The following is a 13904-nucleotide window of genomic DNA, read 5'->3' on the forward strand; positions in this document are numbered from 1 at the left end:
TACAAAACTTGAATCTGCCGAATGAGTGTTCAAAATAACATAAGCTCAAATTACGGATCTAAGTTATGGTGTATTAAATTTATATAAAAAATATGCATCCGTATATTCAGCTTCAATTTTCGAATGCATATTTTATATTGGAATAATATATATATCTTCAATTCTCAATAAATTTGAATATATTTGTAAAAATATGATATCATTTGTTATATAATTAAAATAACATGTTGCGATGATTCAATCAGCCGGTGAAATGTTCAAAAGAATATATTCAAGGTAAATGCACTGAGTTTCAAAAGCAGCCTTTTATGTTGAGGTGTATAATAATGAGTAAAAATATCATGATAGTAGAAGATGAATACAGAATGAGACATCTTCTCTCCGATTATTTCAGGAAAGAAGGATATAGCATCGTCGAAGCGGAAGACGGCAAGGAAGCGCTTGAGAAGTTCAAGGAAGATATAGATGTCATAATCCTTGATATAATGCTTCCAAACTTAGATGGATGGACTGTCTGCAAAGCCATAAGAAATTCTTCAAACGTCCCTATAATAATGTTGACTGCAAAATCGGAAGAGGATGATAAACTTTTAGGATATGAGCTTGGAGCCGATGATTATGTCACAAAACCGTTCAGCCCCAAAGTGCTGGTTGCAAAGGTAAAAGCTCTTATTAAAAGAACCGAAATATTGACAGGCAACACAGATGGAATAACGGAGTCATCCGGTATCAGAATCGATGAAAACGCCCACGATGTAACTGTCGATGGCCGTCCGGTCAATCTTGCCCCAAAAGAATATGATCTGCTTTTATATCTCATGAGGAACAAATCCGTCGCATTAGCACGGGAAAAAATACTGGATAATATCTGGGGATACGATTATTATGGGGATTTTAGAACTGTGGATACGCACATTAAAAGATTGAGAGAAAAACTCGGGGACAAGGGAGAGCTAATATGCACCGTAAGGGGCAGCGGTTATAAGTTTGAGGCAAAAGATGAAAAGAAATAGCATTGGATTCAAATTGTTTGTGATTACCGTAACCTTTTTCGTTGTTTTTATGAGCACTACTTTGATCTTTCAATCTACCTTTTTTGAAAAATTTTATGTTAACAGCAAAACAAAAATGCTCCTGTCAAACCTTAAAAAGTTCGAATCCGATTATATCGCATCAGGCAGAGATTATAATTTTATTTTAAACAGCCTGAAGGAATTTCAGGATTCAAACAACGCAAGAGTAGTTGTGATGAATAAAAACAGAATATTTAATTATACCATAATATCGGGCGGCCCTGATCCTTCAAAGGATGATATACTAAGTGCCGCAATAATAAGATGGCGGGTTATGGCAAATAATTATAATTCAAGCCAGCCGATCGTGTATGTGGCGAAACATCCCGTATACAACACCAACAATATAGTCATCATTTCTCCGATGGCTGTTCAAAACAGGATCGAAGATGTCTTTTTTGTGGTATCTTCACTTCAACCTATCGGAGAGGCTGTTTCGGTCATGAATCAGTTCTATATATATCTTTATTCAGGAGCGCTGATCCTGGTCATTATTATATCCCTGATATATTCGAACATGGTATCCAAACCATTAAAGATTTTAAATAGTACAGCGATGAAAATGGCTGAACTGGATTTCTCGGCAAAATGTAAAATCAAATCGAAAGATGAGATTGGAAACCTTGCATCTACTTTGAATTTTCTGTCTGAAAAATTGAGCATGGCTCTTGGTGAATTGAAAAATGCAAATAAAAAGTTAAAAGCCGATATAGCAAAGGAAAGAAACATCGAGAAAATGCGCAGGGAATTTATAGCAGATGTATCCCATGAGTTAAAGACTCCGATAAGCCTTATAGAAGGCTATGGAGAAGGATTAAAAGACAATATAGTTCAGGGCGAGGAGAGGGATTATTATCTGTATGTTATAATAGACGAAGCCCAGAAAATGGGTAAATTAGTTAATGATATGCTGGATCTTTCTCAGCTTGACTCAGGCAACTACATCCTTTCACCTCAAAACTTTTATATTGATGAGCTCTTGCTGTCTGTTATAAAAAAGTACTCGAACAGCATCGCAGACAAAATGATAGATATGAAAACCGACATACAATACAGAAATATAAATGTTTTTGCGGACAGATTCAGGATCGAACAGGTAATAACCAATATATTGAACAATGCAATAAAGCATACACCTGATAACGGTAAAATCGCTGCAAGCATCACATGCAGCGATACCTCGGTGCTTGTGGAGATAGAAAACCAGGGTGAGCATATACCGGACAGCGAAATCACAAAGGTATGGGATAAGTTTTACAAGGTTGACAAATCCCGAAACAGAAAGGCAGGAGGCTACGGCCTCGGCCTTGCAATCGTAAAGAAAATACTTATACTCCACAAGAGCAAATTCGGCATTAAAAATACAGAATCAGGAGTAAAATTTTATTTTACGTTAAATGGAAAACAAAATGAGGAGGAATAAAAATGAGTTTAATTTTCTCAGGAATAGCACCGCATGGATCATCAATTATTGAAGAAATCTCCGGCAATGAAAAGGATATGTTTAAGCCTACAAGGTCGGCAATGGTTGAGCTTGGAAAAAGGTTGAAAAAGAATAACATAGAAACTATTGTGATCATCACCCCTCACGGTTTGAAGCTCAAGGGATATAATGCCGTTTATATATCCGAAAACTGCGGTGGTTCCCTTACAGAGTTCGGTAATACCATAAGCATGGAATTAAAATGCGATGTTGAAATAGCAAATGGCATTTTGAAAGAGGCAAGACAGAGTAAAATACCATGCATCGGCGCAAATTACGGGACATCATCAGGGCCTGAATCAAAAATGCCTATGGACTGGGGAATAATGATACCCCTTTGGTTTCTTGGAGGAAATGATGAGTCAAAACCTCAAATAGTGGTCATTACCCCTTCAAGGGACATACCCCTTGATGATCTTGTATCCCTTGGAAAGATCATTGCCACAGTATGTCAGAAAAGCGATAAAAAGATCGCGCTTATCGCAAGCGCCGACCAAGCCCATGCCCACAGCAAAGACGGAATCTACGGATTCAATCCGGCTGCAAAAGAATATGACGAAAAAATCATATCATATTTGAAAGAAGATCGCCTAGACAAGCTTTTGAAAATGGATATGAATTTTATAGAAGATGCCAAACCCGACAGCCTGTGGCAAATGCTGATACTTTATGGAGCGCTGCAGGTAGTTCCCATGGCTGGAGAAGTCTTGTCATACCAAGTACCTACTTATTTCGGAATGCTTGTTGCAAGCTTTCAAAAATAGCATAAAAATAGCTGAGCACGTTATGCTCAGCTATTTTATATGGCTGCCCAGGCAGGACTCGAACCTACACCTCCCTGATCCAGAGTCAGGTGCCTTACCAATTTGGCCACTGGGCAATATACAATTCTACTTTCTGTTTAAAGCGCAATAATTGTAACAGTGTTTATTATATATTGTATTATAATAAAAAGCAATAGCTTTTTTTATTTTATCCTCAATTCGCGAAATCTAACCCACCGGAACAAAACCACCAGCAACATGAAATACCCGATCAATATGCTTTATGGAGCTTTCCCTATGTGAAGTTATAAGAAGTATCTTGTATTTTTTTAGATTATCGATTACGTTGATTAAGACCCTTTCTTTTTCCTTATCTAAAGATGAGAAGGGTTCATCCATTATTATAATCTGCCTGTTGGACATGACTGCCCGTAAAATATTTACAATCTGTCCCTGACCACCGGATAAATTCCCAGCCCTTTCTTGAATTACCGTATCCAGCCCTTTCGGCAGAGATAAGATCCACCTATCTATACTAAGTTTCTTTGCCCATTCCATACATTCTTCCCGCGTTATAGATTTATCACCCATCATTATATTTTCATAAATCGTAGCATTAAAGAGTAACGTATCCGATGGTACAAAGGCTGCCAGCCCTGAAAAATCCCTTTCTTTAATCTCTTCACCGTTTATGAAAATCTTCATTGTATTACTCCTATACGCTCCCAGGAGTATTTTCAATAGAGTAGTCTTTCCGCTGCCGCTTTCACCAACAATTGCATATGAATTTCCCACCTCCATATCCATATTGAAATTGCTTATAATATCTTTTTCGTTATCATAACTGTAGGATATGTTTTCTATCTTCACAGTACTAATGCTGATATCTGTTTTAATGCCTGCATTTAGCTCTTCTTCTTTTGTATCTAGCACTCTGTAAACTCTATCCCAGGCAGCAGTACTGCTAACAATATTTGCCATCCACCTGAAAATGACCTCTACGGGGGTGAGTACCTGTATCAATAATGTTATAAATACAAGTACCTCGCCAATTGTCATTTTCCCTGAAATCGACATATACCCTAGAAAAATGGCACTTCCATATAATGAGCTGTTGTTTACAATGTTGTACAGAATTAGTCGTCCGGTGTCCACCTTGGTGGAATTTAAAATATTCGCATTATATGTGTTCTTTTCCTTATTGAAAAAGTTTATAAAATAGTTTTTTGCATTATATGCTTTTGCAATATCTGTATTTTCATAGCAATTAATTACTATGCTAGTGATATTCCCGAGAGATTTTCTCCCTGCGAATTCATATTTTTTTATTCGTCTCAATATTTTTTGATTGACTATCCCGAATAAGATGGCGATAATTATGACTGCAATGGCAGCGGGAGCGTTTACAGTGCACATATAGCCTACTGAAAATAACAACATAAAGAAATGAGTGGAAATTCTTGAACCTAGAATGTAAATAATCTCCGCCGCCTTTTGCGAATCATTTCTTATTATCGACTGTAAATCTCCTGTCTTGTGCTGTTCATAATCCCTGAATGATACTTTGCTCAGATGTTCAAACATTTTTACTCGTATTTGAAGGGCTAACTTTTCCCGTAAAAACATGCAGACAACTGCAACTAGCCACTTTGTCGCATAGCTGATAAATTGGGAAACAATGCTAAAAACTATTAAAGCAATAATGCCGTCAAATATCCCCATCGATATACTGTCGGTTATCTTCTGTATATATGCTGCACCATACATCCTAAAGAAACCTGACATTACAAGAAGTATGGCGACTAATGCAAGCCATAAAAGATTCCTTCGCAGAAACTCTTTTAATAAGTAATTATCATTTTTCCCCTTTGAATTCATTGTTTCACACCTCTATAGAGAAATTTGCTGTACAGTTTTATTTGCAACCACAAATTTTTTATCAAATTTTAAGCCCATATCATCATGGCAAACCATAACAACCGTTTTATCGAGGAATTGCGAAGAAAGCACATCTGCTATTTTCTTCTTGTTATCCTTATCAATATTTGAAAAAATCTCGTCCCCGACAATAAGCTTTGCATTTACAGATTTTAGTAATGCTCGGGCAATATTTAACCGCTGCTTTTCCCCTTGTGAATATGACTGAGGATCATTTTTCTGAACGCAGTTTAAATTCAACTTTTTAAAGATGCTGTCTAACTCCCTCTCATCATAATTGTCAGATAACGCAATATTTTCATAAGCATTACCCACTGTTATGTAACTGTTTTGCGAAATAAACGAATAATTTTTGATTATATCTTCCATGTTCATTTGCGATATATCACAATTGCCATAGTAAATCTTGCCTCTCTTAGGCCTATACAATCCAAGAATTAAATTTAGCAGTGTGGATTTTCCTTCGCCATTTGGCCCTTCAATCATAACTTTTTCTTTTGGCTTTATTTCAAAGCTGACATCTTTTAAAACTTCTTTTTCACCGAAGCTAAAACTGACATTGTCAAACTTTATCGAAAAATTTTCAACGGAATGATTATTGTTTAGGCTTTTGTTTTCCACCGCTTTGTCATTTAAAAAGTCTGCAACCATTTCAATATTAGGCAGAGCATTGCTCTTATCCGCCAGTCCGGACATAACGGCATTTATCCCCTTTGTAAATAAATCAATCGCAACTGTAAAAGCCAGGATGACACTAAAATTGGTCTCTTTTCTGAATACTAAATATCCTCCGAAGCCAAATGCTATACCTATTTGCGCGGCTTTCTGAGTAAACCAAACCACCTCCGAAAAACCATTATACCAGATAAAATTTTTCCAATCAGCCATCATCGTCTCTGTTTCCTTTTCAAAAAGCTTGTTTTTGAAATATCTTAGACGGTTGAATACACGGATCACCAGCATGTTGTTTAACAGATCTATCAAAAATCCATTATTTTTCCTGATTGTGTTAGATACGATTTTGGAGCTTGTCTTTATCTTTCTCTCAAAATATATGAAAAACGTTCGGATAAGTATATTGAAAATAATCATCGCAACCATAAGCTTTATATTCAGCATACCCATGTAAACAATACCTATTATAATTACTGCCAATCCTTGAATGAATTGAAATAAAAAAGATAAGGAATTTGAAACGACATTCGTGGCATTTTGAGTTATCAAAGTTACCAGAGCTCCAGAATTGTATTGCTTGATCTGCAGTTTCCTCAGGGAAAACAATTTATCTATCATTATACTCTGGACACACTGTTCACATTTATTAAGCGTATGTTGTTCCATAACTTTTACCGTAGAAGTTAGAGCTATATATAAGGCCGTTGTAATGATTGCAAAAAAAGCGGAATTCTTAAGTTGTGCTACACTTGCATTCTCGATAGCGCTTGTTGTCATCCGTAAAACCTCTGGAGTTGCCAATGAAACAATCGCAAAAATTATTTCCATTAATACGCAGCCCAGAATAAAAAGTCTGTACCTTTTACAATAAGATAGAAATAGGAATACAGGTTTCACAATAATCCCCCCCGTAAACATAAACCTATTTTATTATATTACGAATAGTCAGTACTTTCAATCATTTTTGTTGCTTAATAATTTTGCTTTTTAAGGAAGCTGGCAGGAGTTTTTATAGATAGCTTCTCTCCCGTATCCAGCAATACATCCTTAAAGATATTCTCTTCCGGATCATAAAGCACCTCAACCATTCTGCGTGCATAATCATTGGCTTGCATGCTTAATTGCTCTGCAAGGCCATAATCTCCTGCCAATCTGGCAATCTCACTCGTACTGCGAATTTGCATCAATAAGTAACTATTCATATCCAGTGCCAAAATAGGGCCTTTATCAAGGCGCGGCGTGTTATCCCACCCTGTTTCAAAACCACTTGAACAGCTTATAAGGTCAAAACGGGTCATACGCTGTGAGAGCCACCATTCATCGTTTTTTATAAGTTTTTTCAATACCTTTTTTGCAAATTCCACATTATTTCTTTGTTTTATTAATCTCAATGCCGCCCATCCTACCAGTGGCGGTTGAGACTCATATGGGCGTACCCAGGTAGAACAGATAAATTGAGGAATTTTCCCATCTATTCTCTGATTTTCAGTTAGAAGCAGAAGTGAATCTTCCGCCAGCAGCGGATTCATATATTCCAGGGCTAAATTCTGGAAACAGGCATCCCACAAAAAATGGACCGGATACGTTCCCCTGTTTGGAAAAGCAGACACTCTCCCATTTAAAAAACCCGGAGCTTTACAGGAATTAAATAAAAGCGTATTCACAGATTTTGCCAGGACTTGTTCTTCATGAGCTGAATCCGCTTTGAGTTCGAGACATCCAATCGCATCTTCAATCCATTCTTTCGTAAGTTCCTCAGCCATATTTGCAGAATGAGGAGCAGACATAATAAGTTTTTCAATCTTTCCGCAAAGCAGTGATCTTGATAAAAGAGACTCCTTCGCATTCTATTACCCATGAATTCCGAGCATAAAAAGCGAAATGCACGTTACCTTCATCTAAAATATCCGTTACCCCTAATATGCATTTTCTGGCATTCCTGATGTTTCCCGGTATTTCTATAAATGGATCACCCATCTCATTTGTATTGCGGTTATAATGTATAAATAGAGTTTTGATACCCGGCATATCATCATTAAAACCTAATCCGATATCCGAATAATGTGGGCTGAAAGATTTTGCAGCCGTGGAATAATCCAAATTGCAACCCAGTGTGGCAATTAATTTATCAATATACGGAGACTTTTTATCCTTATCCAATTGTTTTTCTCCTTTCTATACTCATCCTTTTATACTCCCAATCATAACACCTTTTACAAAATATTTTTGCACGAATGGATAAATTACAAGTATCGGAACAGCAACCCAGGCATTCTGACGCGTGTATTTAAAAAACTGGAAGGGATCACGCCCAGCCAGTTCAGAGAACAAAACATATAGAATGCCATTGGAAAGCTTTTTCGCTTTAAAATGAGGAATAAACTAACTTATTCTTTTTCTCATTTTGTAGGTACAGGTACTATGTTTGGACTATTGCTGTCCCCTGATTCGGTATTGAAATAACTCTCAGGCACTTTACCTACTATTACTGTCTCTGCTATCGGTATTGTGGATGATACGGCTATTTTGTCCTGTCCGGGAGGTATCATTATTTGAATGTTTGTATCCACGGTTATGTAAACTCTATATCTGCTCTGATTGATGCCTGCCGATTGTATTTCGGATTTAAAATTTGTCATAATATTGCCGAGCGGCATTATCTTTACATTTATCTTTGGTCCATAGAAAGAAAGTATGCTGCTCCCTGTTACCACGCCCAGAGGAATACTCACACCCCTGCCGCCTATAAATTTCATTTTATCCTGTACTTTCAATGCTACGGATGAACCGAATTTGTTCATTTCAACAGTATCCATTTCAATAGAAGTGACATTGCCATCGTTATCCGTCTTGATATTTACAAAATCGCTGCATTTAATATTATTCGATAATTCATCCTTTACCACCTGGTTTATAGACTCAGTTGCCAGTATCCTGACTTCCGATTCGGAAACAGAAAACAATAACGGCTTTATATCTTTATCTATTTTATAAAATATGAATGTTGCGATTACGATAGACAAAAATAGAATAAACAACACTTTATATTTCCCTTTTAGTCTGTACTTACGATATCTAAGCATTAAACTCCCTCTTAATTTATAAATGCTTATTATTGCCATCTATATATATTTATGATAGAGAGGTGATTTAAGTTACACTTTTTATACAAGACTTTCCTATTTATTTTTTCGCCAGAGTGTATTTAATCTCATCTATGATTATCCATTCCATATTGAGTGGACGATTATATTCTAAACAGCGAAGTCAAAACATAAAATAATTTAAATGAAGTTAAACAGCAAACTTCCATTCGCCAATCCTCCGTTTTGCAATTTGAAGACATTACGGATAGATCATTGTAAGGATGTCCAAAGATGTTTGCTTTTGCATAATTAACACCTTTTGCTTTTTATGATATAATTAATAAAAGTTGGCACTTTATAAATCCGCTAAACGATAATATTGACATATATAAATTTGCTGATAAAAAGCAGTTCATTTTAAATTTTGGTTTAAACCCCTATAATCAAGGAGGTAATCATGGACAGTAAGCAGAATACCATAAGAAAAAGAAAAAAGAAAAAATTCAAGGCCTGGAAAGTCGTTCTTGTAGTTATGATATTGGCTATTCTAACTGCTATAGGAGCAGGTGCAGGCATGGTATTTGCAATTATCAATACAGCGCCTTCGATCAACATCGATGATTTTGCAAACCTTGTGCAAAGCACAAAAATATATGATAAGGATGGAAATGAAATTGAAAGCCTCCACGGTGAGGAAAACAGGACATACGTGCCTTTATCAAAAATAAAAAAGTATACCCAAGATGCATTTATAGCTATCGAGGATGAAAGGTTCAACGAACATTCTGGCATAGATATAAAACGTATATTCGGTGCATTATTGGTGGATTTGAAGACAGGTTCACCATCCCAAGGCGCATCTACCATAACCCAGCAGCTTATAAAAAACAGGTTGCTTAGCCGTGATAAATTATTAAAAAGGAAAATTCAGGAAGCTTATCTTGCAATCCAGCTCGAAAAAAAGCTTTCAAAAAGCCAGATACTTGAATACTATCTGAACACCGTATATCTCGGGGGCTCGGCATATGGTGTACAGGCTGCTTCAGAATATTATTTCAGCAAAAACATCGATCAGCTTTCTATCGCCGAAAGCGCGGTTATTGCCGGCATAAATCAATCCCCTACTTATTATAACCCTTATAATAACGAAAAAAGCCCGGAAGTTTATAAAGATAGGGCTACAACGGTGCTTTCAAAAATGCTGGAAAATAAATTTATCACAAATGAAGAATTTGAAAAGGCAAAAACTGAAATAGACAAAATGAGCAGTAAAACATTCTATAATGAGGATAATAATTCTACATTAAAATATCAGTGGTTTATAGAAGCGGCAGTGGACAGCGTAGAAAAGGATTTAAAAGATAAGTATAAGTTTACAGATGATGAGATAACACAAAAAATATATTCAGGCGGGCTTAGGATATACACGACTTTAGATCCTAAAATACAGGAAATCGCTGAAAGTGTTGCCGAAGATCCTAAGTATTATCCGACTCTAAGCAAGAGCATCGCGACATGGGGAAAGGATAAAGTCATACAGCCCCAGATAGGTGTAGTTATAGACGACTATAAAACAGGGCAGGTACGCGCTGTTGTAGGCGGCAGGAATATAAAGTCTCTTAAGTCATTGAACAGGGCTACTTCCGTGCCGAGGCAACCCGGTTCCTCAATGAAACCTCTTGCAGTTTACGGACCTGCATTCGATACGGGTTATTCGCCGGCATCCGTAATAGATGATTCACCGTTAACCCCTGAGGTCGCAAAAGCTGCCGGTTGGAAAGACAATCCTCCTCATAACTTCGATAATAAATTTGTAGGATTAACTACCATAAGAGATGGCATAAAAGTATCAAAGAATATTGTTGCGGTAAAATTGATGCTTAAATTAGGCGTAAGAAACAGCATTGAATATTTAAAAAAATTCGGGCTTCAAAACCTGGTATTGACTCCTAACAAGCAGGGGCAGACCGATGTCGTAAATGCAATTGCACTTGGAGGTATGACGAAGGGCGTAACCCCATTGGAGATGGCTGCGGCTTATGGTACTTTTGGAAATGGCGGCATATATGAACAACCGATATTATATACTAAAGTAATGGACAGCCAGGGTAATACCATTTTGGAGAAGAAGAACAATAAGCATGAGGTTATATCTCCTCAGGCAGCTTATTTAATGGTTGATACATTAAAGGGCGTATTGCAGAGCGGAGGTACAGGTTCAGCCGCAAGATACAAGGGAGGTTTGACAATACCTGCAGCAGGTAAAACTGGTACGACAAATGAAGATGCGGATGCTTATTTTGCAGGATTTACAGCCTATTATTCAGGCGCCATATGGATGGGACATGATAAGCCGTCATTAGGTATAAGAAGAAGAACAAACAGTAGCAGGACTTTATCGAGTGGCGATACGGCATGGATGTGGGGAGAAATAATGAAACAGATACATGCCAAATTACCTGTTAAGGATTTTGATAAACCTGACGGAATAGTTAAAGCTACAGTATGCAGAGATTCAGGATTGCTTCCGACAGATTTATGCGGCCAGGATCCAAGAGGGTCGAGGCTCATTACTGATATGTTTGTTCAGGGAACTGTCCCAACTGAAAAATGCAATGTACATGTAAAAGTTCCGATCAATATCGTGACAGGAAAATTAGCGAATAAATTTACACCGCTGGAATTTATTAAAGAAATGGTGTTTATAAAAAGGCCGTATACCGTGGACAGCAGTGTTGGAGACTTTAAGTACCAGGTACCGACGGAGACAGATAATTATACAGCTCCGCCGCAGCAGCCAGGAGAACAAAATAACGGTGGGCAAACGCCGACACAATAATTTATAATAATTCTATATGTTGAATAGATAATCAAGTATTGGGGAACACGCATCAAATAAATGTTTTGTGCGTGTTCTCTATATTTTTAATATTATATTCCATCATGCCTTTTAATTATCTCCTGCATAGCCATAGTTATAACAGGTGCACCTATTATCAGGCTATCGCGTCCATCCATTTTTCCGGGATCTCCTATTCCAACGATGATTGGCACATGGATATCATTTAATATATCGACTGTATCTCCCTTTATTATCTTGTCCTTCTTGATGTCTCCATTTTTTCTGACAGCTTTTTTTGTTAAATTCCCGTACTTATCTATCGAGCAATTTACTTTTATACCCTTTACATCCTTTGTATTCGACGCTACCGCGATCACTCCGAGAAGTTCAATTTCATGGCTTTTGATGATATAACCCATAGCCTCCTCGCCCTTGCCCTTACCTGTATTCCCCCTATCATCCACCATGACAACGACAGGGTCATATCTGGCACGCTTTATAAGTTCTATAATGTCAGATCCGTTTAAAGGTGTTGGGTTGCCTGCAGACATCGAGATACACCGGCCTCCTATACGCCGTGAAGCTTCTTCAACAGCTTCTTTTGCAATTAAATCGCCATCTGTAACAATTATCACTCTTTTTTTCATAATGTATCTCCATTAGCTTTTTGTTTTGGGCGAGAATATGATCGAGATAATGTAGCCAAATGCTACAGCGGCAGCAATACCGCCGGCAGTACCTTTTACTCCTCCGGTAAATATACCGAAAAATCCCTTCTCCGAAACTTCCTTCATTACCCCTTTTGCCAGCGAGTATCCAAATCCGGGAAGCGGCACAGTAGCACCTGCTCTGCCTAACTTTACAATGGGTTCATATATGCCAAGCGCAGTCAAAATTACGCCGGCGGTTACAAATATAACAAGTATCCTCGCCGATGTCAGCTTTGTTTTATCCAGCAATATCTGTCCTATAACGCATATTGCCCCCCCAACTATAAACGACCATAAATATCCGCTCATATTTTACGCCCTCCCCTCGATTGTCACGGCGTGAGCAATGGATGGTATCGACTCCCCCTGTTGTGAACTCGTGGTGCTTAAAAGCGCGCCCGTCGATACTAAAAGCATCCTTTTTAATTTACCGCTTTTGAGCAGTTTATAAAAATAACCGCAGAATACTGATGCCGAGCACCCGCACCCGCTTCCCCCCGCGTGAACATCCTGCTTTTTTAAATCATATATCAAAACACCGCAATCTGTATATATTTTTGCAATATTGAGCCCTTGTTTTTTCATCAATTCATCTGCTAATTCCTTGCCAAGAGACCCTAAATCTCCTGTAGCAATAAGATCGTAGTCCTCCACCCTAAAACCCGTATCCTTAAAATGTTGACATATCGTATCCGCAGCTGCGGGGGCCATGGCAGCACCCATGTTATTGGCATCCTTTATGCCCATGTCTATTACTTTTCCCGTCGTAACATATGTCACGATGGGACCTTCTCCACTGCTGCTTAATATCGCAGCTCCGGCGCCCGTAACTGTCCACTGCGCGGCAGGAGGCCTTTGTGTCCCAAGTTCGAGGGGATACCTATATTGCCTCTCGGCACTGCTGAAATGGCTGGATGTAGCACAAAGTATATTGTCAGCAAAGCCGCCGTCTATCAGCATCGATCCGAGGCTCAACGACTCGGTCATTGTAGAGCATGCTCCATACAGCCCAAAAAAAGGTATTGCAAGTTCCCTTGCAGCAAAGCTGGATGTTATTATCTGGTTTAAAAGATCGCCAGACAGCATATAATCTATTTTTTCCTTTTTTAGCTTTGATTTATCAATCACCATATAAGCAGTATCTTTAACCATCTTGCACTCTGCTTTTTCATAACTTTTTTCTCCGCAAAGGTCATCTTCTAAAACTACATCAAAATGTTTGGACAGCGGCCCCTGACCCTCCTTAGGGCCAACTATGGCTGCAGTTTCAACAATTGCAGGAGGTCTATCTAATTTAATCGTTTGCTTGCCTATCTTTTTTATAGCCATAAAA

12 protein-coding genes and 1 tRNA gene are annotated in these 13904 nt (G+C 37.9%); 4 read left to right on the forward strand and 9 right to left on the reverse strand.

The features are described 5' to 3' along the window. The first annotated feature begins 326 nt into the window (after positions 1-326). The 3 genes from QME45_07860 to QME45_07870 are packed head-to-tail and all read left to right on the forward strand — an operon-like array spanning position 327 to position 3320. Positions 327-1013 carry a response regulator transcription factor gene (locus tag QME45_07860; GenBank protein ID MDI6618578.1) on the forward strand — a complete coding sequence of 229 codons (687 nt, stop codon included), beginning with the start codon at positions 327-329 and terminating at the stop codon, positions 1011-1013. After that, the gene (locus tag QME45_07865; protein MDI6618579.1) at positions 1000-2496 is read left to right on the forward strand and encodes an ATP-binding protein; all 1497 of its coding nucleotides are present in this window, start codon (positions 1000-1002) and stop codon (positions 2494-2496) included. The genes QME45_07860 and QME45_07865 overlap by 14 nt, the downstream gene beginning before the upstream one ends. 2 nt (positions 2497-2498) lie before the next feature. Then, positions 2499-3320: a hypothetical protein gene (locus QME45_07870; GenBank protein ID MDI6618580.1), complete on the forward strand. Its 822-nt coding sequence runs from the start codon at positions 2499-2501 to the stop codon at positions 3318-3320. 40 nt (positions 3321-3360) lie between these two features. Here the strand turns inward: QME45_07870 and QME45_07875 are convergent. The 6 genes from QME45_07875 to yunB form a co-directional block, all read right to left on the reverse strand. Further along, positions 3361-3436, reverse strand: a tRNA-Gln gene (locus QME45_07875). Positions 3437-3548: 112 nt separating this feature from the next. Beyond that, positions 3549-5198 (reverse strand): ABC transporter ATP-binding protein, encoded by a 1650-nt coding sequence (locus QME45_07880; protein MDI6618581.1) that lies wholly within the window; start codon positions 5196-5198, stop codon positions 3549-3551. A 12-nt stretch (positions 5199-5210) separates the two neighbouring features. Next, entirely contained in the window at positions 5211-6830 is a 1620-nt protein-coding gene (locus tag QME45_07885) for an ABC transporter ATP-binding protein (protein MDI6618582.1), read from the reverse strand. Between the two features lie 74 nt (positions 6831-6904). Next, complete coding sequence (locus tag QME45_07890) at positions 6905-7720, reverse strand: hypothetical protein (GenBank protein ID MDI6618583.1); 816 nt, start codon at positions 7718-7720, stop codon at positions 6905-6907. Positions 7721-7730: 10 nt separating this feature from the next. Next, positions 7731-8093 carry a hypothetical protein gene (locus QME45_07895; protein ID MDI6618584.1) on the reverse strand — a complete coding sequence of 121 codons (363 nt, stop codon included), beginning with the start codon at positions 8091-8093 and terminating at the stop codon, positions 7731-7733. Positions 8094-8332: 239 nt separating this feature from the next. Beyond that, positions 8333-9016, reverse strand: coding sequence for a sporulation protein YunB (yunB, locus tag QME45_07900; GenBank protein MDI6618585.1), 684 nt, complete (start codon positions 9014-9016; stop codon positions 8333-8335). A 460-nt stretch (positions 9017-9476) separates the two neighbouring features. Between yunB and QME45_07905 the strand changes: the two genes are divergently transcribed. Then, positions 9477-11858, forward strand: a complete 2382-nt coding sequence (locus QME45_07905) for a PBP1A family penicillin-binding protein (protein ID MDI6618586.1) — start codon at positions 9477-9479, stop codon at positions 11856-11858. 92 nt (positions 11859-11950) lie between these two features. Here QME45_07905 and QME45_07910 read toward each other — a convergent pair whose 3' ends face one another. The 3 genes from QME45_07910 to spoVAD are packed head-to-tail and all read right to left on the reverse strand — an operon-like array spanning position 11951 to position 13900. Beyond that, entirely contained in the window at positions 11951-12508 is a 558-nt protein-coding gene (locus QME45_07910) for a stage V sporulation protein AE (GenBank protein ID MDI6618587.1), read from the reverse strand. A 12-nt stretch (positions 12509-12520) separates the two neighbouring features. Further along, on the reverse strand, positions 12521-12880 hold the full coding sequence (gene spoVAE, locus QME45_07915; GenBank protein ID MDI6618588.1) for a stage V sporulation protein AE: 360 nt from the start codon (positions 12878-12880) through the stop codon (positions 12521-12523). Between the two features lie 3 nt (positions 12881-12883). Next, positions 12884-13900, reverse strand: coding sequence for a stage V sporulation protein AD (spoVAD, locus tag QME45_07920; protein ID MDI6618589.1), 1017 nt, complete (start codon positions 13898-13900; stop codon positions 12884-12886). Positions 13901-13904: the final 4 nt, after the last annotated feature.

This window comes from Clostridiales bacterium (assembly GCA_030016385.1).
GTDB lineage: Bacteria > Bacillota > Clostridia > Clostridiales > Oxobacteraceae > JASEJN01.

What these genes read in the sequence shown, in the direction of transcription:
- spoVAE (MDI6618588.1), bottom strand. Translation starts at nt 12,880, where the DNA reads ATGAGCGGATATTTATGGTCGTTTATAGTTGGGGGGGCAATATGCGTT.
- yunB (MDI6618585.1), bottom strand. Translation starts at nt 9,016, where the DNA reads ATGCTTAGATATCGTAAGTACAGACTAAAAGGGAAATATAAAGTGTTG.
- QME45_07860 (MDI6618578.1), top strand. Translation starts at nt 327, where the DNA reads ATGAGTAAAAATATCATGATAGTAGAAGATGAATACAGAATGAGACAT.
- QME45_07890 (MDI6618583.1), bottom strand. Translation starts at nt 7,720, where the DNA reads ATGTCTGCTCCTCATTCTGCAAATATGGCTGAGGAACTTACGAAAGAA.
- QME45_07905 (MDI6618586.1), top strand. Translation starts at nt 9,477, where the DNA reads ATGGACAGTAAGCAGAATACCATAAGAAAAAGAAAAAAGAAAAAATTC.
- QME45_07910 (MDI6618587.1), bottom strand. Translation starts at nt 12,508, where the DNA reads ATGAAAAAAAGAGTGATAATTGTTACAGATGGCGATTTAATTGCAAAA.
- QME45_07870 (MDI6618580.1), top strand. Translation starts at nt 2,499, where the DNA reads ATGAGTTTAATTTTCTCAGGAATAGCACCGCATGGATCATCAATTATT.
- QME45_07865 (MDI6618579.1), top strand. Translation starts at nt 1,000, where the DNA reads ATGAAAAGAAATAGCATTGGATTCAAATTGTTTGTGATTACCGTAACC.
- QME45_07880 (MDI6618581.1), bottom strand. Translation starts at nt 5,198, where the DNA reads ATGAATTCAAAGGGGAAAAATGATAATTACTTATTAAAAGAGTTTCTG.
- spoVAD (MDI6618589.1), bottom strand. Translation starts at nt 13,900, where the DNA reads ATGGCTATAAAAAAGATAGGCAAGCAAACGATTAAATTAGATAGACCT.